Source organism: Actinoplanes sp. ATCC 53533, from assembly GCF_003947245.1.
This window is the reverse complement of the sequence record NZ_QHHV01000030.1, coordinates 25,245-48,140: the sequence shown is the minus strand read 5'-3', so window position 1 is coordinate 48,140 and position 22,896 is coordinate 25,245. Positions and strand designations below refer to the sequence as shown.

Genomic DNA, 22,896 nt, shown 5'->3' with positions numbered 1-22,896 from the left:
CGGTCGGGCGATGGCTCGCGCCCGGCCCGTGCCTCGGTCGGGCGGTGGTTCGCGCCCGGTCCGCGGTGGGTCGGCGGGTCAGGCTCGTGGGTCCCAGTCGATCAGGGCGCGGCCGGCGTCGGCCAGGGCCTTGTTCGCCGCGCTGAACGGGCGGGAGCCGCGGAAGCCCTTCGGGTTGAGCGGGCTCGGGTGGCCCGCCTCCAGCACAACGTGCGCCGGGTTGGTGACCAGGGCCGCCTTCTTGCGGGCATAGCTGCCCCAGAGCAGGAACACCACGCGCTCGTCGCGGGCGTTCAGCGCCCGGATTGTCGCGTCGGTGAATGCTTCCCAGCCCTTGTTCGCGTGCGAGGCGGCCGCTGCCGCGCGCACGGTCAGGACCGCGTTGAGCAGCAGCACCCCCTGCCGCGCCCAGCCGGTGAGGTCGCCGCTGGTCGCGGGCGCCACCGCGACGTCCTCCGCCAACTCCTTGAAGACGTTGCGCAGCGACGGCGGGATCCGCACCCCGTCGCGGACGCTGAAGCTCAACCCGTGCGCCTGCCCCGGCCCGTGATACGGGTCCTGGCCGAGGATCAGCACCCGGGCCTGCTCGGGCGGGCACAACCGGTATGCCGCGAACAGATCCTCGACGGGCGGATACACCGTCTGCGTCTCGTACTGCTCGGCGACGAAGGCACCGAGGGCCGTGGTGGCCGCCTCGTCGAGGAACGGCGTGAGCTCCCTACGCCAGGCGGGCGGGAGCAGCTCGGGCAGGTTCACATTTTCTCCAGTCGAGCGGCCCAGTCGCCGCCGTGGGGGATGAGGTCGATGATCCGGGTGTCGTCGTCGAGCCGGTCGAGCCGGACGGCCAGGTATTCGTCGTTGAGCTGTTCCACCAGGCCGGCGCCCCACTCGACCACGGTGACGGCGTCGTCGGCGGACGCGTCCAGGTCGAGGTCGTCGATCTCGGCGCGCGGGTCGGCCGCGTCGCCCAGCCGGTATGCGTCCGCGTGCACCAGCGGCACCGCGCCACCCCGGGCGGGGTCGGGCCGGTGCACGCGCGCGATGACGAACGTCGGCGAGGTGACGGCGCCGAGCACGCCGAGCCCCGCGCCGATGCCCTGCGCCAGCGCGGTCTTGCCGGCCCCCAGCGGACCGGTGAGCAGCAGCAGGTCTCCGGGGCGCAGCACGGCGGCGAGGCGCCGGCCGAAGGCTCGGGTGTCGTCCACTGTGGCCAGCCGGATGCCGGTCGGGATCAAGAGATCTTCTCCAGGAAGGGAATCAGCGCCGCGTTGACCTCGTCGGCCTTCTCCAGCATGACCACGTGTCCGCTGTTGTCGATCTTCACGAGCGCCGCCTCCGGCAGGTGCCGGAGGATCTCCTCGGAGTGGGTCACCGGGGTCAGATAGTCATTGGCGCCCACCAGCACCAGCACCGGCACCCCGCGCAGCGCGGACAGCGCCGGGAAGCGGTTGTGCGTGTACAGCGTGTGCAGGTATTTGGTGAGGGTCTCGACGGAGGTCTTCGAATTCATCTGCTCCACGAAGGTGACCAGCGACGGGCTGGGCCGGGCGTCGCCGAAGCCGTACCGGCGGGTGAGCAGCCAGGCCAGGTCGCCGGCCGCGATGCGGGCCTTGTCGATCGCGCCGCCGCCGATGCGGGCCGCGCCGCCCCAGATCCCGAAGAAGGGCGCGCTGGCCCGCGCGACCAGCGAGGGGAGGCCGAGCTTGCTCTTGTCGATCAGACCGGCCGAGGTGGACATCAGCACGACGCCGGTGACCCGCTCGCCGAACCACTCCGGATATTGCTCGGCGAACGCCATGATCGTCATGCCGCCCATCGAGTGCCCGACCAGGATGATGTGCCCGTCCGGCACGGTCTCGTCGAGCACAGCCGCCAGCGACTTGCCGAGCGCGGCGATGTCGTAGTCGCCGGACTGCAGCCGGCTGGACCGCCCGTGCCCGGGCTGGTCGTAGCAGACAAGCCGGTATTCGCCCAGCTCGGCCAGCGCCTGCCGCTGGAAGTAGAACGTGCCCATGTCCAGCGCGAAGCCGTGCACGAAGACGACGGTGGGCTTGGTGCCGGCGACCTTCGGCTCGACGATCTCGACGTGCAGATCGGTGCCGTCGGCGGCGGTGACGGTCACCTGGCGGTCGAAGGGCTGGTCGCCGAACTCCTCGTCGGCGTAGGGGTCACCGGGCGCATTCAGCGACTTGCGCACCAGGGCCCGCTCGACGGCGAAGGCCGTGGCCAGGCCGGCCGCGGCGACACCGATGGCGGCGCCGACTATGCCGACCTGCTTGGCCCGCCGGCGTGGGCCGGACCTCGCGGATGACTTCGCTGGACTCACGTGTCCTCCCCTGTGCCGGCTGTGCCGTCGTAGACCCTGGGCACGCGGGAGCCGCCGAAGCGGGTCACGATCTCGTAGTTGATCGTGCCGATCGCCTCGGCCCAGTCGGTGGCGGTGGGTGCGCCGTCGTCGCCCGGGCCGAAGAGCGTCGCCACGTCTCCCGCCGCGACCGGGTCGTCGCCGCAGTCGAGCACGATCTGGTCCATGCAGACGCGGCCGGCGATCGTGCGGGTGCGCCCGCCGAGCGCCACCGGGCCCACATTGGACGCGTGCCGGGGCACCCCGTCGCCGTAGCCGAGCGGCACCAGGGCCAGCGTCGTCTCCTTCGACGTGTGATAGGCGTGCCCGTAGGAGACGCCCTGGCCCGCCGGGACCCGTTTGGTGAGCGCGACCCGGGCGCGGGCGGTCATCGCCGGCCGCAGACCCGTCGGATGCTCGGCCGGGAGCGGCGACAGCCCGTAGATGGCCAGGCCGGGCCGGACCAGGTCGTAGTGTGCGTCGGGACGGGTCAGCGTGGCCGCCGAATTGGCGATGTGACGGTAGCGGGGCTCGATGCCGAACTGCTCCGCCGTGGCCAGCCCCTCGGCGAAGACGGCTAGTTGGTGGTCGACCGTCTCGTGGCCGGGGGCGTCGGCATAGACGAAGTGGCTCCAGACGCCGACGATCTCCGCCTCGCCGTCGGCCTGGGCCTTCGCCGCCGCTTCGAGCAGGGCGGGCCACTCGGCCGGGGTGGCGCCGCCGCGGGCCAGGCCGGTGTCGAGCTTGAGGTGCACCCGGACCGGTCGCTGCACCCGGCGGGCGGCCGCGACCAGCTCGCCGAACTGGGCCAGGCCGCCCGCGGTGAGGTCGACGTCGGCCGCGACGCCGTCGTGCAGCGGCAGGCCCGGGGCGAGCAGCCAGGCCAGCACCGGCGTGCTGAGCCCGGCCCGCCGCAGGGCCAGCGCCTCCTCCAGGGTGGCGACACCCAGCCAGGTCGCCCCGCCGGCCAGCGCCGCCCGGGCGACCGGCACCATGCCGTGCCCGTAGCCGTCAGCCTTGACCACCGCCATGACCTCGGCGGTGGTGCCGGCGCGCAGCGTCGCGACGTTGTCCCGGATAGCGTCCAGATCTACCCGGACCTCGGCTTGCCACATGCTCACAGCCTACTTATTCGGTATGACAGAAGCCGGTCACAGCAGATCGGCAAGGACCGGACGCAGCGCGGAGGCCACGTCCTCGGACGTCACCGGGCCGTCCTGCGCGGCCCGGCGCCCGGCCAGCCCGTGCACGTAGGCGGCCATGATCGCCGCTCGCTCGGCGGGCAGGCCGGCGGCGAGCAGCGAGCCGAGCAGGCCGGCGAGCACGTCGCCGCTGCCGGCCGTGGCCAGCGCCGCGGTGCCGGTCGGGTTGGCCCAGACCTCGCCCGCGGGGGTGGCCACGATCGTCCTGTCCCCCTTGAGCAGCACCACCGCGTTGATCCAGCTGGCGAGCCGGCAGGCCGCGGCGATCCGGTCCGCGCCCGGTCGCTCGCCGGCCAGCCGGGCGAACTCACCGTCGTGCGGCGTGATCACCAACGGGGCGTCCCGGCGCAGGTCGGCGGCGTGCTTGCCGTCCACAAGCAGGGTCAGCGCATCGGCGTCGAGCAGCACCGGCAGGGCGGTGGCGAGCACGCTGCGCAGCTCGGTGCGGGCCGCGTCGTCGGTGCCCAGGCCGGAACCGCAGACCCAGGCCTGGACCCGGCCGGCCTCGGCCACCCGCTTCGCGGCCACCACGGACGGATGCCGGCGCAGCACCTCACGGTCGGCACTGCCGGCATATCGCACCATCCCGGACGGCCCGGCGAGCGCACCCGAGACGGACAGCACAGCGGCGCCGGGGTAGGCCGCCGAACCCGTGGCGACGCCCACGACGCCGCGGCTGTATTTGTCGGAGGCCGCGCTCGGCCTCGGCCACCAGGCGGCGACGTCGGCGGCCTCCGGCACCCGGACCGCCGGGTCGGTGTGCAGCGTGGCGCCCAGGCCGATGTCGACCAGCTCGACGTGGCCGGCCAGGGTCGCGGCCGGGCCGACGACGTGCGCGGGCTTGAGGCAGCCGAAGGTGACGGTGACGTCGGCGTGCACGGCCTCGCCGGGCACGTCACCGGTGTCGACCGTGACCCCGCTGGGCACGTCAACGGCGACGACCGGTGGCCGCGCGCCGTCCCGGCCACGCAGCTCGGGCAGGCGCTTGACCAGCGCCGCCGCCTCCGGTCGCAGCCCGCCGCTGGCGCCGATGCCGACGATGCCGTCGACCACCAGGTCGGCCCGGGCCGGCAGCTCGGTGACGGTCACGCCGCCCGCGCGGCGCAGGGCGGCGAGGCCCGCGAGATGCACCCGGTCGGGCCGGAGCAGCACGGCTTTGACGCCGGCACCGCGGGTCGCGAGCGCGGCACCCGCATACAGCGTGTCACCGCCGTTGTCGCCACTGCCGACCAGCAACAGCACGGTGGCGCCGTAGACGCCGCCGGACTCGCCCAGCAGCAGGGCACACCGGCGGGCCAGCCCCGCCGCCGCGCGCTGCATGAGCGTGCCCGACGGGAGGATCGCCATCAGGGCCTTCTCCGCCGCACGGACATCCGCCACGCGCCACGCCTGCCGCATGCTCAAACCCCCTGGGAACTCGAAAATCGACCTTGCCTGGGCTTTGCGCCGCGGGTCAACTCAGGCCTCCGCGACGACCATCGCGGAGGCGATGCCACCGTCGTGCGACAGCGACAGATGCCAGCGGTTGACACCGCGTTCGGCCGCGACCGCCGCAACCGTGCCGGAGACGGTCAGCCAGGGCCGCCCGTCCGGATCGGTCACCACCTCGCAGTCGTGCCAGCGCAGCCCGACGGGAGCGCCGAGCGCCTTGGCGACGGCCTCCTTGGCCGCGAACCGCGCGGCCAGCGACTCCGGCGATCTCGGATTATTCGAGGAAGTCATCCGCTCCGAGTCGGTGAAGAGCCGGTCGGCGAGCAGCGGTGTGCGCTCCAACGCCTTGGCGAACCGCTCCACCAGCACGACGTCGATCCCCACAGACACGATCACAGGAGCAACCCTATCGGCCCGCGGTCCACGGCGGCCCGTCGTGCGCCAGGGCTGTGGACAACGGGGTATGCCCCGCCGCGGGTTGTCCACAGGGGCAGTTCCGTCAGCCTTCGCTCCCCTAACGTCGTCGGCCGAACGCCTTTTCCGACCTGGAGGTTGCCGATGACGTCCGAGCTCGAAGTTGACGCCGCAGCGGTCCGCGCCTGGGCCACGGCACTGTCCGCGACAGTCGCGCTGATCAGCGCTGATCCCCCACCGCCACCCGCCGGGCCGACCTGGTCGTCGACGGCTGCGGCGTCGGCGGTCGCGGACGCCGCGCGGCTGCGGCTCCGGGTGCTCGCGGAGGACATCACGGCGACCGCCCGGCAGGCGACGGCGGCAGCCGACGACTACGACGACGCGGACGACCGCGCCGCAGCACGCCTGCGGAAGGTCCCCCAGCTCACCCACGGCAGGGCCGCGGCGTGACGGTCATCAGCTACGCGCAGCTGCGCACCACCGATCCCGGGCCCTGGCGCGACACCGCCACCGCCTGGCGGGCCTGGGCCGCGACCGCCGGCCGGTGGGCGGCCGAGCTGCGCGCCCACGCGGCCCGGCTGAGCACTTTCTGGACCGGATCCGCCGCCGACGCCGCCGCGGGCCGCCTGGCCGCGCTGATCCGCCGGCTGAATCTCTTCCGGCTCGGCTGCTGGGCCGCCGACCAGGCGCTGAGCGAGTTCGCGGCGAGCCTGGCCAGAGCCAGGTCGATGCTGGCAGGCACCCCCGCGGGCGTCTCCATCGCCGGCAACGGCACGGTCAGCGGGCAACCGGCGGTTGCCGTCCGCGACACCGCGGCGACCGTCCAGGCGGCGGTGACCATCGCCGCGCGGGCGGACGGGGCCGCGGCGAGCAGGCTCGGCGAGCTGATCGCGGGCGGGACCGCCACCCCGCCGGCGATCGATCCGCCGTCCTGCGCGGCCACACCCGCGGAGGTGCGGCGATGGTGGGCGGCGCTGAGCCCGGCGCAGCAGCGCTGGCTGCTCGCCACCGACCCCGGCCGGTTGGGTTCGCTGGACGGCCTTCCCGCCGCCACCCGCGATGCGGCGAATCGGCTGACCCTGGACGAGCTACCGGCACGGCTACCCGGCCTCGACGCCCTTCGGGACCGGCTCGCCGAGGGGGACGCGGCGAGGGCATACCTCTTGCGGATCGATCCGGCCGGGGAGGGACAGGCGGTGGTCGCGCTGGGCGACCCGGACCGGGCCGCGAACGTGCTGACCCAGGTGCCCGGGATGACCGCCGACCTCGCGTCGTACGGCGAGGAACTGACGCGGGCCGAGCGGATCGCGGCGCGGGCGGCCGAACTGGCCCCGGAGACCGCCACCAGCACGGTCATGTGGTTGGGCTACGACGCCCCGGACTTCGTGCATGAGGCCGCGAGCAGGTCCCAGGCCACCGCGGGCGCGGACGGGCTACGCCGGTTCCAGGAAGGGCTGCGTGCCACCCATCTCGGCCCGCCGGCGCATCAGACCGTGCTGGGCCACAGCTACGGGTCGCTGGTGGTGGGCTCGGCGGCGGCTCAGCCGGGTCTCGCCACCGACGAGGTGGTCTTCGTCGGATCGCCCGGCGTCGGCGTCGATTCGGCCGCCGAGCTACAGGTGCCGCCCGGCCAGGTGTGGTCCTCGACGTCGCGGTCCGACGTCATCCAGTGGGCGGCGGTCGCGCCGCGGAGCCTGGCCGCGGATCTCGCCCTCAGCCAGGCGGTGCCGGGCGGTGCGCTGCTGGCCTTCGCCCGGCCGGAGAACGACCTGTATTTCGGCACCAACCCGAGCGACCCGGCGTTCGGCGCCCGCGTGTTCGCGAGCGAGCCGGACGCCGGGCACCTCGGCTACTTCAAGCCCGGCAGCGCGGCGCTCGACGCGCTCACGGCCATCGCTGTGGGGCGTGGCGATGTCATTCCACGGTGACGGACTTGGCCAGGTTGCGCGGCTGGTCGACGTCGTGGCCCCGGGCCGCGGCGATCTCGCAGGCGAGGATCTGCAGCGGCACGGTGGTCATCAGCGGCGCGAGCAGGGTCGGCGTGCGGGGCACCACGATCAGGTGGTCGGCGAACGCACGGACCGTGTCGTCGCCCTCCTCGGCGATCACGATGGTGCGGGCTCCCCGGGCGCGCACCTCCTGGATGTTCGAGACGACCTTGTCCCGCAGGACGCCGCGCCCGGCCGGGGAGGGCACCACGCAGACCACCGGCGTGCCCTCTTCGATCAGCGAGATCGGCCCGTGCTTCAGCTCGCCGGCGGCGAAGCCCTCGGCGTGCATGTAGGCGAGCTCCTTGAGCTTGAGCGCACCCTCCAGCGCGACCGGGAAGCCGACGTGCCGGCCGATGAACAGCACGGTCGACGCGGTCCGCAGGTCGCGTCCCAGCGCGCGGACGTCTTCCATGCCGGTGAGCAGCTCGCGCAGGTCGTCCGGGGTGCGCTGCAGCCGGGCCACCACGTCGGCGACCTCGTCGGCATACATGACGCCACGGATCTGGGCCAGGTGCAGGCCGATCAGATAGCAGGCGACCAGCTGGGTCAGGAACGCCTTGGTGGAGGCCACGGCGATCTCGGGCCCGCCGTGGGTGTAGAGCACGGCGTCGGACTCGCGCGGGATCGTCGAGCCGTTGGTGTTGCAGATGGCCAGCACCCGGGCCTTCTGCTCCTTGGCGTGGCGCAGCGCCATCAGCGTGTCCATCGTCTCGCCGGACTGGCTGATCGCGATCACCAGCGTCGAGCGGTCCAGCACCGGGTCGCGATAGCGGAACTCGCTGGCCAGCTCGACCTCGCAGGGGATGCGGGTCCAGTGCTCGATCGCATACTTCGCGACCATGCCGGCGTGGTAGGAGGTGCCGCAGGCGATGATGAAGACCTTGTCGACGTCGCGCAGATCCTGGTCGGTGAGGCGAACCTCGTCGAGGACGATCTCGCCACGCTCGGAGAGCCGGCCCAGCAGGGTGTCCGCGATCGCCTGGGGCTGCTCGGCGATCTCCTTGAGCATGAAGTAGTCGTAGCCGCCCTTCTCCGCGGCGGAGGCGTCCCAGTCGATGTGGAATTCCTTGCCGGTCGCGGCGGCGCCGGCGAAGTCGGTGATCTCGATGCCGGCGGCCGTGATCAGCACGACCTGGTCCTGGCCCAGCTCGACGGCCTCACGGGTGTGCTCGATGAAGGCGGAGACGTCGCTGGCGAGGAAGTTCTCGCCGTCGCCGCGGCCGACCACCAGCGGCGAGTTGCGCCGGGCGGCGACGACCGCGTCGGGCACGTCGACGTCGATCGCGAGCAGGGTGAAAGCGCCCTCGAGCCGGCGCACGGTGCGGCGCATGCCCTCGGCCAGCAGGTGCGGGCCGTCCAGCGCGGTGTCCTGTCCGGCTTCCCGCAGCGCGCGCATCTCGGCGGCGAGCAGATGGGCGGCGCACTCGGTGTCGGTGTCGCTGACAAACTCGACGCCGGTCGCCTCGAGCTCGGCGCGCAGGCGGGCGAAGTTCTCGATGATGCCGTTGTGGATCACCGCGACCCGGCCGTCGGCCGAGAGGTGCGGGTGGGCGTTGCGGTCGGTGGGACCACCGTGGGTGGCCCAGCGGGTGTGCCCGATCGCGGTGACGCCCACCGAGATGCCGTCACCGGCGCGCTCGGCCAACGCCTTTTCGAGATTCGCCAGCTTGCCGGCCTTCTTCTCGGTCAGGATGACGGAGTCGTCGATGACCGCGATGCCGGCGGAGTCATAACCGCGATACTCCAGCCGGCGGAGCCCGTCGAGGACGATTTGCAGAGCCGGCCGACTGCCGACGTAACCCACGATCCCACACATGGGGGGCAGCGTAGCGGACTTCCGCTCACGGGCGCTGCGCGAGAGGCATACTTTCGCGCATCATCCGTGATCGAAAGAGCCGTTCAGCCGGTCGTGTCCGACTTCGTGGCCAGGTCAGGCACACCGCTGACACGACCGGGTGATCCAAATCTGGCGTGGGGGGCGTACCGTCGGGCGAACACCTGCTCTGGAGAGACGATTGAGCTACCCACCGCCTTCGGACCCGACGCGTCCGTACCCCGCGGAAGAGCCCGTGTCGGGTCAACCGTGGTCCACACCGTCGGGCGACTCCCTCGCGGCCGAGCCCTACCAGCCGCCGCGTCCGCCGACGCCGTCTTTCCAGCCCGGCTATGCCCCGCTGCCCACGCCGAACGCACAGACCAGCGGGCCGCCGGAGGGTTACCCGCCCACCTCGCAGTTCGCCGCGCAGCCGGGCTACCCACCGCCGGACCAGCAGACCGGCTACCTGCCGCCGAACCAGCAGGGCCAGTTCCAGGCGCCGGACCAGCACGGCCAGTTCCCGCCGCCGGCCTACCAGCCGCCCGGCTACGGCCCGCCCGGCGGCTACGGCCCGCCTCCCGGCTACGGACAGCAGCCCAGTTACAAACAGCAGCCCGGCTACAGTGCGCCCCCGCCGCCGCCGAAGCGCAGCAACGCCCCGCTGATCGCCGTGCTGCTGGCTGTGGTGCTGCTGCTGTGCGCGGGCGGGGTGACCTCGGCTGTGCTGCTGGTAAACAACGCCAAGAACAAGGCCGAGGAGAAGCTCGAATCCCTGCCGGACCTGCCGACCGAGGTGCCGGGCCTCCCCGACGACCTGCCGACCGGCCTGCCCACGGACTTCCCGACCGATCTGCCCACCGACCTGCCGAACCTGCCGGACATCAACCCCGATCAGGAGCTCAAGGTCGAATACGAGGTCACCGGCGACGGCCCGGCCGAGATCATCTACGTGGAGAAGCTCGACGGCAAAGCGCAGCGCGTCCGCAACGCCTCGCTGCCGTGGCGCAAGACCTTCACGATGAAGGGCTCGGCGCTGGTCTCGGTCACCGCCATCCGCGGCTCCACCTCGGAGGGAACGCTGAGCTGCAGCGCCAAGATCGACGGCAAGCAGGTGGCCCAGAAGACGAGCGAAGGCACCTTCATCACCGCCTCCTGCACCAAGATCGCCTTCTAGCGAGCCCGCTGCCACGAGCGGGCAGCGGCACCCGCCCGAGCGGCCGTAGGCTGGCGTCGTGACGACGTCGACCCCGGCCGATCCGCTCGTCGGGCGCATGCGCCCGTTCGGCACCACCATCTTCACCGAGATGTCCGCGCTGGCCGCGCGCACCGGCTCGGTCAACCTCGGGCAGGGCTTCCCGGACACGGACGGGCCGCCGGAGATGCTCGCCGCGGCCGCCGAGGCGCTGAGCTCAGGGGCCAACCAATATCCGCCGCTGACCGGCATCCCGGCGCTGCGGGCCGCGATCGTCGCGCACGAGCAGCGGTTCTGGGGCCTGGAGCGAGACCCTGATTCCGAGGTGGTGGTCACTGCCGGGGCCACCGAGGCGATCGCCGCGAGCATCCTCGGCTTGTGCGAGCCCGGGGACGAGGTCGTGTGCTTCGAGCCGTACTACGACTCGTACGCGGCCTCGATCGCGCTGGCCGGCGCGGTTCGGCGGCCGGTCACCCTGCGGCCCGGCCCCGACGGGCGATACGGCTTCGACGAGGGTGAGCTGCGCGCCGCGTTCGGGCCCCGCACCCGGCTGATCCTGCTGAACACGCCGCACAACCCCACCGGCAAGGTCTTCACCGCCGACGAGCTCGGGCTGATCGCACGGCTCTGCCAGGAGCACGACGTGCACGCCGTGACCGACGAGGTCTACGAGCACCTGGTCTTCACCGACGCCTCCGCGCCACACCTGCCGCTCGCCACCCTGCCGGGCATGCGGGAGCGCACCCTGCGGATCTCGTCGGCGGGGAAGAGCTTCTCGTGCACGGGCTGGAAGGTGGGCTGGGCGACCGGCCCGGCGCCGCTGGTGTCCGCGACGACCCGGGTCAAGCAGTTCCTGACGTTCGTAAACGCGGGACCGCTGCAGCCGGCGGTGGCCGTGGCGCTGCGGCTGCCGGATGCGTACTTCACCGGCTTCCGCGACGCGCTGCAGTCCCGGCGGGACAGGCTCGTCGCGGGCCTGACCGACGCGGGCTTCGGCGTGCTGCCATCCGAGGGCACCTACTTCGTGACGGCCGACATCACGCCGCTGGGCGGCACGGACGGCGTCGACTTCTGCCGGACGCTACCCGAACGCTGCGGCGTGGTGGCGGTACCGACCCAGGTCTTCTACGACCACCAAGACCAGGGAAAACACCTGATCCGCTTCGCCTTCTGCAAACGCGAGAACGTGATCAACGAAGCCGCAACCCGCCTCCGCACCCTAGCCAAGTAACCCCCAAACCAACGCAACCCAGCCCACCACGTGAGCCCCAAACCCCAGACCAACGCAAGCAGCCCACCACGTGAGCCACCTAACGCCCGAACCAACGCAAGCTGGCCCACCACGTGAGCCACCTAACGCCCGAACCAACGCAAGCTGGCCCACCACGTGAGCCACCTAATCCCCGAACCAACGCAAGCTGGCCCACGACGTGATCTGACCGCGACCAAAGTCGCAGTGCGCCCGTCGTTGTCGAGGGCGCCAAAAATGACTAGGCGCTCTTTGCCGTGGTCATTTTTGGTGTCCTCGACAACGACCTCCCGGGGCGCACTGCCCGCCGAGCGGAGCGAGGCAATTAAGCAGAGCGGACCTCTTCCGCCACCCGCTCGGCGACGGCCCGGGCCTGTTCCTCGGTGGCAGCCTCGACCATCACCCGCACCAAGTGCTCGGTGCCCGACGGGCGCAGCAGCACCCGCCCGGTCTCCCCCAGCTCGTTCTCCGCCAGCGCCACCGCGGCCTGCACAGTCGGCGCCGACGCTCCCGCCTGCCGGTCCTTGACCGGGACGTTGATCAGCACCTGCGGCAGCTTGTGCAGCACTGACGCCAGGTCGGCCAGGGATTTGCCGCTCTTCGCGATCGTCGCCATCAGGTGCAGGCCGGTCAGCACGCCGTCGCCGGTCGTCGCGTACGCCGGCATCACGATGTGGCCGCTCTGTTCGCCGCCCAGCGCGTAGCCGCCCGCGGCCAGTTCCTCCAGCACGTACCGGTCGCCGACCTTGGTCTCCAGCAGGCGGATGCCCGCCTGCTTCATCGCCAGGCGCAGGCCCAGGTTGCTCATCACCGTCGCGACCAGGGTGTCCTCGGTCAGGCTGCCCGCCTCGCGCATCGCCAGCGCCAGGATCGCCATGATCTCGTCACCGTCGACCACGTCGCCGGCCGCGGTCACCGCGAGGCAGCGGTCGGCGTCGCCGTCGTGGGCCAGGCCCAGGTCGGCGCCGTGCTCCAGGACGGCTTCGCGGACCGCCTCGAGGTGGGTCGAGCCGCAGTTGTCGTTGATGTTGAGGCCGTCGGGATTGGCGTGGATCGCGATGACCTCCGCGCCCGCCTCCTCGTACGCGGTCGGGCCGACCTCGCTGGCCGCGCCGTTGGCGCAGTCGACCACGACCTTGACGCCGGCCAGCGGGTGTGGGGTCGACTCGAGCAGGTGCTTGATGTAGTGCTCGGCGCCGTCCAGCAGGTCGTGCACCCGGCCCACGCCGGCACCGGTCGGGCGGCCGACCAGGCCGTGCCCGTCCGCGATAGCCGCCTCGATCTTCGCCTCGAGCTCGTCCGGCAGCTTCTGGCCGCCCGGGGCGAAGAGCTTGATGCCGTTGTCCGGCATCGGGTTGTGCGACGCCGACAGCATCACCCCGAGGTCCGCACCGGCCTGGCCGACCAGATATGCCACGGCGGGGGTGGGCAGCACGCCGACCCGCACGACGTTGGCGCCGGCGCTGGTCAGCCCGGCCACGACGGCCGCCTCCAGCATCTCGCCGCTGGCCCGCCCGTCGCGCCCCACGATCGCCAGCGGCTGGTGGCTGGCGTCGCTCTCGATGAGCACCCGGGCGGCCGCTACCGCGACCGACAGAGCCAGTTCCGGGGTGAGCAGGTCACCGTTCGCCAGCCCGCGTACGCCGTCAGTGCCGAAGAGTCGCCCCATGGCGGTCGTTCCTTTCGCCGGCGCCGCCCTGCTCGAGTGCGGTGGACCGGAGCTGTTGTGGGGGAGGGAAAACGCGAACGGCCGGGCACGCCCAGTGAAGGGCGCACCCGGCCGTCCGGTCAGACGTGGTGCAAGACGGAGCGCTGCGATCAGCGCTTCGAGTACTGCGGAGCCTTGCGGGCCTTCTTGAGGCCGTACTTCTTGCTTTCCTTGACCCGCGAGTCACGGGTGAGGAAGCCGGCCTTCTTCAGGGCCGGGCGGTCGTCCGGGTCGTTCGTGATGAGCGCCCGGGCGATGCCGAGGCGCAGCGCGCCGGCCTGGCCGGTGATGCCGCCGCCGCGCAGGTTGGCGATGACGTCGAAGATCTCGGGCTTCTCCGCGGTGCTCAGCGGCTCACGGATGAGCTGCTGGTGCACCTTGCTCGGGAAGTAGGCCTCGAGGTCGCGGCCATTGCAGGTGATCTTGCCGGTGCCGGGGATGAGGCGCACCCGGACGATGGCCTCCTTGCGGCGGCCGACGGTCTGGATCGGACGGTCACCCGGGCGCGGGGCACGCACCGCGGCCGGAGCGGCCTCGACGACCACGACAGTCTCGGCGGGAACCTCGGCAGCGGGCTCCTCGGCGGCCGGAACCTCAGCAGTGGGCTCCTCGGCGGCGGGGGCCTCGGCGGCGGGCTCCTCGACGGTCTCGACGACCTCGGGCTCGACGATGTCGGTCATGCTGTTTCCTTCGCCCGCGCTCACTGCGCGATCTGCTTGATTTCGAACGGCACCGGCTGCTGCGCGGCGTGCGGGTGCTCGGCGCCCGGGTAGACCTTCAACTTCTTGATGATCTGGCGGGCCAGCTTGTTGTGCGGGAGCATGCCCTTGACGGCCAACTCGACCGCGTGATCGGGGCGCTTGGTCAGCAGCTCCTCGTAGTTGACCTGCTTCAGACCGCCCGGGTAGCCGGAGTGCCGGTAGGCAACCTTGGTCTGCCGCTTGTTGCCGGTCAGCGCGACCTTGCCCGCGTTGATGATCACCACGAAGTCGCCGGTGTCAACATGCGGAGCGAACGTGGGCTTGTGCTTGCCGCGCAGGAGGGCCGCGGTGTGGGTGGCGAGCCGGCCCAGAACGACGTCGGAAGCGTCGATGATGTGCCACTGACGCTCGATCTCACCCGGCTTCGGGCTGTACGTACGCACAGAATTACCTTGTCTCGTCGTCGGTCTGGGGGCGCGCGCTGGTCGTAGCAAGCACGAACATCGAGCCTACCCGAAGGGGCACGCTCGCAGCTGTCGCACAACAGCAGGCAACAATACCTGCCTGCGCGGCGCGCGGTCAAAACGGGCGGTGGGCCCGCCATGCAGACGGGACCGGATAACGTAGCGCCACCAGTTTAGGCGGTGCCCTACGGCACGCCGACATGGGGATGCGTGATTCCACCCACGGTGGTAGACCCCGTGGACGTGAATGCCTCTTAGCAGGCTTGAAACATACGGGACGCGCGGTGGTAATTACCCCCCGGCACGCTTCCGTCATGGCAAGTGGTGCGGTCACCGCGACGACGCGGCCGGAGCTCCGGCCCGGCTGCGCATTCGGGCGCACCATCGCAGACCCACCGCCAGGGTTGAGGACGGACCTGGCGGTGCCCGCCGAGCCGGTTGACCGGCTCGGCACCAGGAAGCCGCGGCGTGTGCCGGCCGGAGGTACGGCGGAGAACGCAGGCGTGACATGGGAGCGGGTCGACGCCGAGGACGGTGGTCTCCGAGCGTGCCCTTCGGTGGACCGGCCGGCCATGCCGCGGCTTTCTGGCAACCCTCCCCGCTCGAAGGTGCGGGGAGGGCGGGCCGCCGGATGACGGACCAGGCCGGCAGCCCACGAAAGCCCGTGATCACCGCAGCAGCGCTGGCGGCGCCGACGGCGTCTTTGTCCGGCTACACGATCGGCGTGACTTCGGACCGCCGCCGCGACGAGTTGGCGAGCCTGCTGGAAAACCGGGGCGCCCGCGTGGTGATAGCGCCCGCGCTGCGCATCGTCCCGATCGCCGACGACGCGGAACTGCGCGCCGCAACCCGGGCATGCCTCGGGACACCCCCGGACATCGTGCTGGTCAACACGGGGATAGGCATGCGCGGCTGGCTGGAGGCCGCCGAGGGCTGGGGCCTGGTGGAGCCGCTGCGGGCGGCACTCTCCCGGGCGTACCTGATCGCCCGCGGCCCGAAGGCCCGCGCCGCGATCCGAGCCGCCGGGCTGCGCGAGCAGTGGTCGCCGGAGGGCGAAAGCTACGAAGAGGTCGTCGACCACCTGACCGCGCGCGGCGTCGCGGGCCTGACGGTGGCAATGCAACTGCATGGTGACAGCCAGCCGGAATACGCCGAGGCACTGCAGGCGGCCGGGGCGCAGGTGATCGAGGTCCCGGTCTACCGCTGGGCAGCCCCGATCGACCCGGCGCCGCTGCACCGCCTGGTCGACCTGATCACCGGACGCCTGGTGGACGCTGTGACGTTCACCTCGGCTCCGGCGGTGGGCGCGCTGCTGCGCGCGGCCGGCCAGAGCACGACACCCCTGCTGGACGCGCTGCGAGCCGACATCCTGGCGGCCTGCGTGGGCCCGGTGACCGCGGCGCCGCTGCGCCGGCACGACATCCCGGTGGTGACGCCGGCCCGCGCCCGGCTGAGCTCCCTGGTCCGCACGATCGTGGACGAACTCCCCCGCCGGGCCCTGTCCCTGGAGGTGGCGGGCCACAAGCTGACCCTGCGCGGCCACGCGGCAATCGTGGACGGCGCTCTGAAGCCTCTGGCCCCGGCCCCGATGGCGGTGCTCCGGGCGCTGGCGGCGACCCCGGGCCGCGTGCTGTCCCGCGCGGCCCTGCTGCGCACCCTCCCCCGAGGCGCCGACGAGCACGCGGTGGAGATGGCGGTCGCCCGCCTCCGCGCCGGCCTGGCCGCCCCGGGCGTGATCCAGACGGTGGTCAAACGCGGCTACCGGCTACCCACCTGACACCGCGACAGCGTCAAGAGCAAGATCAAGTCGTGCCTGGTTGCATGGTGCCGACCGTGGCAGAGGAACCCTTGACCTTGAAAGCCCTTGGACCTGCAAGCCAGGCGGACGCGACCACGCCCAGGCAGGCGCGACGGCCCTGTGGCGGGCCGTCGCGGATGCCTGGGCCGGGTCTCAGCCCACCGTCGCGGGGAATCCCCTGCCCTGCTCGGCGACCAGCGTGGCCATCGCGTGTTCCACGACGCCCACCAGCACCGTCTTCACCGAGTCGCGGTGCCGGGCGTCGCACATGATCAGGGGCACGTGCGGCGCGATCGCCAGGGCCTCGCGGACCTCCTCCGGTTCATACCGGGGAGCGCCGTCGAAGCAGTTCAGCGCCACCAGGTACGGCAGGTGGCGGTTCTCGAAGTAATCGAGCGGTGCGAAGGCGTCGGAGATCCGTCTGGTGTCCACCAGGACCGCCGCCCCGACCGCACCCCTGATCAGCTCGTCCCACATGAACCAGAACCTGGTCTGGCCGGGCGTGCCGAAGAGGTACAGGATCAGGTCGTCGGCCATCGTGATGCGGCCGAAGTCCATGGCGACCGTGGTGGTCTCCTTGCCGGGCACCTTGGACGCGTCGTCGATTCCCTGGCCCGCCGAGGTCATCACTGCCTCGGTGGTCAGCGGCTCGATCTCGGAGACCGCACCGACCATGGTCGTCTTGCCCACGCCGAAGCCGCCGGCTATGACGATCTTCGCGGAGGTGATCTCCTTGGGTTGCGCCCCCGCCCGCTCAGAGCTTGCGAAGTCCACTCAACACCCTTTCCAGCAGATCCATCCGCTCCGTGAAGCCTTCTTTGGGAGCGGCACTGTGCAGCGTCAATAGCCCGTCGGCGACCATGTCGGCGACCAGCACCCGAGCTACTCCCAGCGCGAGCCTGCTGTATGCAGCAATCTCGGCCAGCGACTGCGCCCGCGGCTCGCACAGCACGGCGATGCGGTATTTGTCATGCCCGGCGAACCGGGCCTCTTGCAGGGCAGCCTGGCTGGCGACCAGGACTGCCTCGATGGGGATGTCGCGGCGCGGCTCCGTCCGGCCCCGGGTGACCGCGTACGGACGGACCAGGTTGCCCCGGGGGTCATGTGGCTGTGCCATCGTGCGGTCACCTCCTTCCGGCGTGCGTCAGCGTGCGGTCGCGGTTGGTGCTCCAGGTCAGCCCTGGTGTGACACGGTCTCGCGGGGTGCGGGCACCAGGGCGGCGCCGACCCGTTCGACCAGCAGTGCCATTTCGTAGCCGACCTGGCCGACGTCGCAACTGCGCGCCGCCAGCACGGCCATCGACGAGCCGTCGCTGATCGACATCAGGAAGAGGTATCCGCTGTCCATCTCGATGATCGTCTGCTGCACCTCGCCGGCGTTGAACATGCGCGACGCACCGTCGGTCAGGCTGACGACACCGGACGTGATGGCGGCAAGCTGGTCCGCACGATCCGCCGGCAGGTCCCGCGACGAGGCCAACAGCAGGCCGTCGGCGGAGACCGCGACGACGTGCGCGATGCCTGCCACGCTGTCGGCGAAGTTGCTGAGCAGCCAGCCCATGTCCTGCATGGTGGGGGTCCTGGTCACTGTCCGTTCTCCTTCGGAGCTGGGGCGCCCGCGGCAGCTTCTTCACTGCCGGCCGTACGCCCACGTTGCACACCGCGGTGGTACGCGGAGAGGAGGCCGCGTACCTCATCCGGGCTGCGACGGTTCTGATTGCGCGGGCTGCTCTGCACGCCACCGGGGACGAGCTGGGCCTGGGGCACCCGCTTGGGTAGTCCGGAACGGGTCGTGTCGCTGACCGCGGGTTCCGCCGCGGCCATCGCCCGTTGCCATCCTTCGTCGGCGGCGGTGCGCCAGGCATCCTCGGCCGACCTGCGCGGCCGGGGCACCTGGGCACCGCTGTCCGGACCGGCGTCCGCCGGTCGCGAACCATTCTGCCCCGCGTTCGGGGGTGGGTAGCTATTCGATTCTGTTCGGGCTGCCGGGGAGACCGGGACCGGTGGGGCCGCGGGGGGCCGCTGGGGGCCCGCCGGGGGAGCCGGTGCGGGGGCCGCAGCGACAGGGGCGGGAGCAGGGAGCGGCGCGGGGGGCCGAGACCGGAGCCGGAGCCGGAGCCAGGGCCGAGGGCGCCGGGGTGGCTGTCGCGGCGGGGAGCGGGGCCTGGGGCTGGTTCGGCGGTGGTGCGTAGCCCGCGGTCGGCATGCTCCACTCCTCGGAGATCGGCCCGTCGTGTCCCTTGAACCAGCTCTGCTGCATCTCCAGGAAGATCGGCGAGGTCTCGCCGCTGTCCTCGGCCTGCGCGGCCGGCGGCGGGGGCGCCGGCGGCATCGCGGCGAGCGCGGCACCCCAGCCGTTCGCATTCGGGCTGGCCGGCCGCTGCGCCGCCGGCGCGGTGCCGCCGCCGGGCAGGACGAAGCCGGTGGCCGGTGCGAAGCTCTGCTGCACCTGCCGGTCGGGCGCCGCGGCCTTCATGGTCGGGTACGCCATGGTCGGCGAGCTCGTGGCGCCGGAGGCCTGGCCGGCGACCGGCGCGGAATCCGGCTGCGGGATCCGGGTCGGCAGCGGCGGCCGTTCCGTGGCCGGCGCGCCCTCGCCGCGCCTGGGCAGCGCCGGGCGGTCCGGGGTGGGCATGCTCGGCAGCTGCGAGGGCTGGATCGGCAGCTGCGGGTGCGGCGGCTGCTGCGGGGTGATCGTCGGGAAGGCGCCGCTGCCGGCCCGGAGCATGCCGTCGTCGGAACGCTGTCCCCAGGGCTCGGGCGCGATGGCCGACAGGGTCGCCGTCGCCGCGCTGCCCCGGCCGAGCGGCATCGGGTCGTTCCAGCTGGCCGGCGCCGCGTCGAGCTGGCGGTTGCCGCGGTTCGGCGGGTCCAGCGGCCGGTTGTTAGGCAGCACCACGATGTGGTTCGGCAGGATCACCTGGGCCATGGTGCCGCCCTCGATGTTCGCGCGCAGTTCCACCCGGATTCCGTAGCGGTTGGCCAGCCGGCTGACCACGGCCAGGCCCATCAGCCGGAAGGCGGCCACGTCGACGTCCGGGGTCTCGGCGAGCCGCCGGTTCAGGGAGTCCATCTGTTCCTCGGACATCCCCAGCCCGCGGTCCTCGACCTGGATCACCACGTAGTCGCGGATGCGCCGGCCGTCCGCGACCACCACCGTGTTCGGCGGCGAGAAGCGGGTCGCGTTGTCGAGCAGCTCGGCGACCAGCCGGACGACATCGTTGACGGCGACCGCCATGATCGAGATGTCGGTGTCCACCGTGCCGAACTCGATGCGGTTGTAGAGCTCGACCTCGGATTGTGCGGCCCGCAGCGCGTCGACCACCAGGGCGTCCTCGCGGCGCGGGGCGCTGGAGTCGGCACCGGCCAGGACCAGCAGGTTTTCGTCGTTGCGGCGCATCCGGGTGGCGAGGTGGTCGAGCTCGAAGAGCTGCGCGAGCCGCTTCGGGTCCTCCTCGCCGCGCTCGATCTGGTCCAGCTCGCCGATCATCCGGTCGACCAGGCTCTGCGAGCGGCGGGCCAGGTTGAGGAACATCGCCGAGACGCTGGTCCGCAGGGCGGCCTGCTCGGCCGCGATCCGGACCGCCTCGCGGTGCACGACGTTGAACGCCTGCGCCACCTGGCCGATCTCGTCGCGGTTGTTGAGCCGGATCGGGTCGCGGACCTGCCGCACGATGTCGTCGGCGCCGCCGTCGCCGAGGTTGCGCACGTCGCGCAGCCGGGCGACCGCGTCGGGCAGGTCGCGGTTGGCCACGGCCAGGGCGCCTTCGCGAAGCCGGCGCAGCGAGAGGTTGAGCGAGCGGGCCAGCACGACGGCGAGCGCGATGGCGAGGATCAGGGTCAGCAGCACCAGACCGGCTTCCAGGGCGGCCTGGCGGCCCACCGCGGAGCTCTCGTCGGTGGCCTGCTGCAGGGCCTGCGTCTCGAGCCGCTGCTCGGCCCAGCGCATCAGGTCGACGACCGCGCCGAAGGACTGGGTGAGCTCGAGCGGGACGATCGGGTCGGACCGGTTGAGCCGGCCGGCGTACTGGTCGGCGAGATTGATCGCGTCGCCGGTGACCGTGTTGTCCACCAGCGCGCGCTGCTGCGGGGTGGCGACCAGGGCGAAGCTCTCGAACGCCTCCTGCTGACTGGTCTCGGTGGCGGTGAGCACCGAGAGCTGCTCGGCGCTGAGGTCACCGGAGGCCCGGGCGGCGTAGGCGACCGCTTCCTGCTCGGCGGTGCCCGCCTTGGCCCGGGCGAACGCGGACACGGCGCGCAGGCTGTCGGCGACCGTGCCCTCACCGGCGTACTGGCTGAGCACCTCGCCGTAGCCGACGAGGTCGGTGAGCACGACGCCGTACCGCAGCACGACCTCGGAGACGGCGATCTCGTCGCGGTCGACGACCTTCTTCCGGGTCGCGTTCATCGTCTGCAGGTGGCCGTCGATGCGCTCCAGCCGGGCCTGCACGGCAGCCGGGGCGTCGTCCAGCGCGCCACGGTCGGTCGTGTATCGCGCGATCCGCTGATCACTGAGCGCGATCGCCGCATTGTAACTGGCCGCGCCGGCGCCGGGCGTCGCGAGGAACTGCGCCGCGGCCATCCGCTCCTTGTGGATGTACTGCGTCAGGTCCGAGACGTCGGTGGAGAGCTCGGTCAGGTCCTCGACCTGACGGGCGTCGAGAGCCTGGCCACCGACGTCGATGAGCCGGACGGTGGCGAGCGCGAGCACGGCCACCAGCGGCACGAAGAGGATCAAGGCCAGTTTGGATCTGATGCGCGCGTCCCGCAGGCGCGGGAAGCGCCCACGCCGCTCGCGCGTGCCGGCGCCACTCGGGCGACCGGCATCCGCGCTGCTTCCAACCGGGTCGCCAGCGGCAAGGGCGGGGTAGGTCGAAGCCTGGGTCGAAGAACCGGTGCTCACGACATCTCCTCGCTGGTCATCCCCGCATCTCTTCGCCCACCCCGATACTGCCGCCCGGGAATAGCCGATCCACGCGACAGGGCTCGTGCCACACGCGGCACGGCCGCGATTTCATCAGAACCGGCGATGGTTTGGGAAGCCTGAAGCGTTCCGGAAACAGCGTTCACGGCGCGCTGACAATCAACCGTTCGGCTCGACAATCAACACTGCGTAGGGGTTGAAGTGCACGAATGTGACCGTCACGACTGTCCGTGTGCGTGCAGTGACGCTGATCCATCAAGATTCCAACCACTATGTGGGAAAGTCATCCCGTTGACCGTTTGCGGCGCAGCTTGACCAGGGACCTTCACGTTGGCAAGGTTTGGCGCGATCGGACGGACGGGCTGTCCGTGTTCGCGCGGTCCACACCGGACAATCTAGCGTTCACCGGGATGGTTTCATCCCGGGTTCCGCCCCATAGGAGGCACCCGCAGTGAGGCTCCCCCGCCGTCTGACGGCGTCCGTGGCTGCATCGACGCTCGTCGTCACCGCATTGACGGGCTGCGACTCTGACACCGAGGCCGGCGACACCACGCAGATCGTGATCGGCGCCGACCTGGCCGCGTCCGACTTCGCGTACGCACGCGGGCTGCAGCTCAAGGTCGAGCAGGTCAACGCCTCCGGCGTGCTCGGCTCCCGCAAGCTGGTCCTGCGGGTCCAGGACAACCGGTCGGATCCCACCGCGTCGCTGCGCAACATCACCGCCTTCGCCAAGGACCCGACGGTCGCCGCGGTGATCACCGGCGCCTGCGACAAATGCGTGGTCGACGCGGCCAAGACCATCAACGACGAGCGGATCCCGACGATCGCGCTGGCCGCGGCCGACGAGGTGACCACCCCGGTGGAGAGCCGGCGGTACGTCTTCAAGCTCGGCCCGAACTCCACCGACAGCACGGCGGCCATCGTGGCGGAGTTGATCCGCAGGAAGGCCAAGTCCGCCGCGGTGCTCTACTCCGACGACCTGTACGGCCGCGGCGCGCAGAAGAAGCTGGAAGCACAGCTCAAGACCGTGAAGATCGCCGTCGCCAGCCGCTCCGTCAAGCCCACCGCCACCGAGATCAGCCAGACCGTCGGCACGCTGACCGACGCCAAGCCGGACGCCCTCGTGGTGCTGACCGGCACGGACCAGGCGACGCTCGCGGCCACCAGCGCCGACGCGGCCGACTTCAACGGCGGTGTCTACTTCGACGCCGCCGCGGCCGGTGACCTCTTCGTGCCGCAGGCCGCGGCGACCGCCACCGACCAGGCCACCATGGTGTTCACCCAGATCCTGGCGATCGACGACGTGATCGCCACGACGCCGGCGAAGGCCGCCCGCAAGCAGTGGTTCCGGGACTACACCTCGCGGTACGGCAGCTACTCGGGCATCGCCTCGTTCGCGGCCGACGCGGTGGAACTGATCGCCGACGCGGTGGGCAAGGTCGGCGGCAACCGCCAGCGGATCCGCGACGTGCTCGAGACCTCGCAGACCGACGGGCTGTCCGGCCCGATCCGGTTGACCCCCGACAACCACTCCGGGCTGATGCCGCAGGCGCTGACCCTGCTGGTGGCGCGCAAGGGCCGCTGGCGCCTGCTCACCTGATCCACAAGCGCACACCTGATCCACAAACGCTCACCTGATCCACAAACGCTCACCTGATCCAC

19 protein-coding genes and 1 pseudogene are annotated in these 22,896 nt (G+C 71.8%); 6 read left to right on the top strand and 14 right to left on the bottom strand.

From position 1 onward, the window contains the following. Positions 1–78 precede the first annotated feature (78 nt). Genes ung through DMB66_RS12020 form a run of 6 tightly spaced genes read right to left on the bottom strand, consistent with a single transcriptional unit; the run spans position 79 to position 5,373 of the window. Entirely contained in the window at positions 79–756 is a 678-nt protein-coding gene (ung, locus tag DMB66_RS12045; RefSeq protein ID WP_125804138.1) for a uracil-DNA glycosylase, read from the bottom strand. Next, the gene (gene tsaE / locus DMB66_RS12040; protein ID WP_233624495.1) at positions 753–1,235 is read right to left on the bottom strand and encodes a tRNA (adenosine(37)-N6)-threonylcarbamoyltransferase complex ATPase subunit type 1 TsaE; all 483 of its coding nucleotides are present in this window, start codon (positions 1,233–1,235) and stop codon (positions 753–755) included. Before tsaE ends, ung begins: the two co-directional genes overlap by 4 nt. Then, positions 1,232–2,266 carry an alpha/beta fold hydrolase gene (locus tag DMB66_RS12035; RefSeq protein ID WP_370318363.1) on the bottom strand — a complete coding sequence of 345 codons (1,035 nt, stop codon included), beginning with the start codon at positions 2,264–2,266 and terminating at the stop codon, positions 1,232–1,234. The genes tsaE and DMB66_RS12035 overlap by 4 nt, the downstream gene beginning before the upstream one ends. 56 nt (positions 2,267–2,322) lie before the next feature. After that, positions 2,323–3,459 (bottom strand): alanine racemase, encoded by a 1,137-nt coding sequence (gene alr / locus DMB66_RS12030; RefSeq protein ID WP_125804136.1) that lies wholly within the window; start codon positions 3,457–3,459, stop codon positions 2,323–2,325. Positions 3,460–3,495: 36 nt separating this feature from the next. Continuing rightward, a complete protein-coding gene (locus DMB66_RS12025) occupies positions 3,496–4,944 on the bottom strand; it encodes an NAD(P)H-hydrate dehydratase (protein ID WP_125804135.1) in 1,449 nt (482 codons plus the stop codon). A 60-nt stretch (positions 4,945–5,004) separates the two neighbouring features. Then, positions 5,005–5,373, bottom strand: a complete 369-nt coding sequence (locus DMB66_RS12020) for a holo-ACP synthase (protein ID WP_125804134.1) — start codon at positions 5,371–5,373, stop codon at positions 5,005–5,007. Between the two features lie 162 nt (positions 5,374–5,535). Between DMB66_RS12020 and DMB66_RS12015 the strand changes: the two genes are divergently transcribed. Next, positions 5,536–5,841, top strand: coding sequence for a hypothetical protein (locus DMB66_RS12015; RefSeq protein WP_125804133.1), 306 nt, complete (start codon positions 5,536–5,538; stop codon positions 5,839–5,841). After that, on the top strand, positions 5,838–7,319 hold the full coding sequence (locus tag DMB66_RS12010; RefSeq protein WP_125804132.1) for an alpha/beta hydrolase: 1,482 nt from the start codon (positions 5,838–5,840) through the stop codon (positions 7,317–7,319). Before DMB66_RS12015 ends, DMB66_RS12010 begins: the two co-directional genes overlap by 4 nt. Here the strand turns inward: DMB66_RS12010 and glmS are convergent. Then, positions 7,306–9,198, bottom strand: coding sequence for a glutamine--fructose-6-phosphate transaminase (isomerizing) (gene glmS, locus DMB66_RS12005; protein WP_125804131.1), 1,893 nt, complete (start codon positions 9,196–9,198; stop codon positions 7,306–7,308). The genes DMB66_RS12010 and glmS overlap by 14 nt on opposite strands. A gap of 253 nt (positions 9,199–9,451) precedes the next feature. Between glmS and DMB66_RS12000 the strand changes: the two genes are divergently transcribed. Further along, on the top strand, positions 9,452–10,372 hold the full coding sequence (locus DMB66_RS12000; protein ID WP_125804130.1) for an MmpS family transport accessory protein: 921 nt from the start codon (positions 9,452–9,454) through the stop codon (positions 10,370–10,372). 58 nt (positions 10,373–10,430) lie between these two features. After that, positions 10,431–11,621 carry a pyridoxal phosphate-dependent aminotransferase gene (locus DMB66_RS11995; protein ID WP_125804129.1) on the top strand — a complete coding sequence of 397 codons (1,191 nt, stop codon included), beginning with the start codon at positions 10,431–10,433 and terminating at the stop codon, positions 11,619–11,621. Between the two features lie 343 nt (positions 11,622–11,964). On the opposite strand, the gene glmM is transcribed toward DMB66_RS11995, so the two are convergent. The 3 genes from glmM to rplM all read right to left on the bottom strand — a co-directional run bounded on the left by glmM (position 11,965) and on the right by rplM (position 14,491). Continuing rightward, on the bottom strand, positions 11,965–13,308 hold the full coding sequence (gene glmM, locus DMB66_RS11990; RefSeq protein ID WP_125804128.1) for a phosphoglucosamine mutase: 1,344 nt from the start codon (positions 13,306–13,308) through the stop codon (positions 11,965–11,967). Positions 13,309–13,457: 149 nt separating this feature from the next. Further along, the gene (gene rpsI / locus DMB66_RS11985; protein WP_370318362.1) at positions 13,458–14,018 is read right to left on the bottom strand and encodes a 30S ribosomal protein S9; all 561 of its coding nucleotides are present in this window, start codon (positions 14,016–14,018) and stop codon (positions 13,458–13,460) included. 29 nt (positions 14,019–14,047) lie between these two features. Continuing rightward, on the bottom strand, positions 14,048–14,491 hold the full coding sequence (rplM, locus tag DMB66_RS11980) for a 50S ribosomal protein L13 (RefSeq protein WP_125804126.1): 444 nt from the start codon (positions 14,489–14,491) through the stop codon (positions 14,048–14,050). Positions 14,492–15,176: 685 nt separating this feature from the next. Here rplM and DMB66_RS11975 point away from each other — a divergent pair. Further along, positions 15,177–16,289 (top strand): uroporphyrinogen-III synthase, encoded by a 1,113-nt coding sequence (locus DMB66_RS11975; protein ID WP_233624494.1) that lies wholly within the window; start codon positions 15,177–15,179, stop codon positions 16,287–16,289. 174 nt (positions 16,290–16,463) lie between these two features. Here the strand turns inward: DMB66_RS11975 and DMB66_RS11970 are convergent, their stop codons facing one another. The 4 genes and pseudogenes from DMB66_RS11970 to DMB66_RS11955 form a co-directional block, all read right to left on the bottom strand. Continuing rightward, the gene (locus tag DMB66_RS11970) at positions 16,464–17,084 is read right to left on the bottom strand and encodes an ATP/GTP-binding protein (protein ID WP_125804124.1); all 621 of its coding nucleotides are present in this window, start codon (positions 17,082–17,084) and stop codon (positions 16,464–16,466) included. Further along, complete coding sequence (locus DMB66_RS11965; RefSeq protein ID WP_125804123.1) at positions 17,065–17,427, bottom strand: DUF742 domain-containing protein; 363 nt, start codon at positions 17,425–17,427, stop codon at positions 17,065–17,067. Before DMB66_RS11965 ends, DMB66_RS11970 begins: the two co-directional genes overlap by 20 nt. Before the next feature lie 57 nt (positions 17,428–17,484). Then, on the bottom strand, positions 17,485–17,898 hold the full coding sequence (locus DMB66_RS11960) for a roadblock/LC7 domain-containing protein (protein WP_125804122.1): 414 nt from the start codon (positions 17,896–17,898) through the stop codon (positions 17,485–17,487). Next, positions 17,895–21,081, bottom strand: a pseudogene (locus DMB66_RS11955) (nitrate- and nitrite sensing domain-containing protein). Before DMB66_RS11955 ends, DMB66_RS11960 begins: the two are co-directional and overlap by 4 nt. Positions 21,082–21,685: 604 nt before the next feature. On the opposite strand from DMB66_RS11955, the gene DMB66_RS11950 reads away from it, so the two are divergent. Further along, positions 21,686–22,834, top strand: a complete 1,149-nt coding sequence (locus DMB66_RS11950; protein WP_125804121.1) for an ABC transporter substrate-binding protein — start codon at positions 21,686–21,688, stop codon at positions 22,832–22,834. The last annotated feature ends 62 nt before the right edge of the window (positions 22,835–22,896 follow it).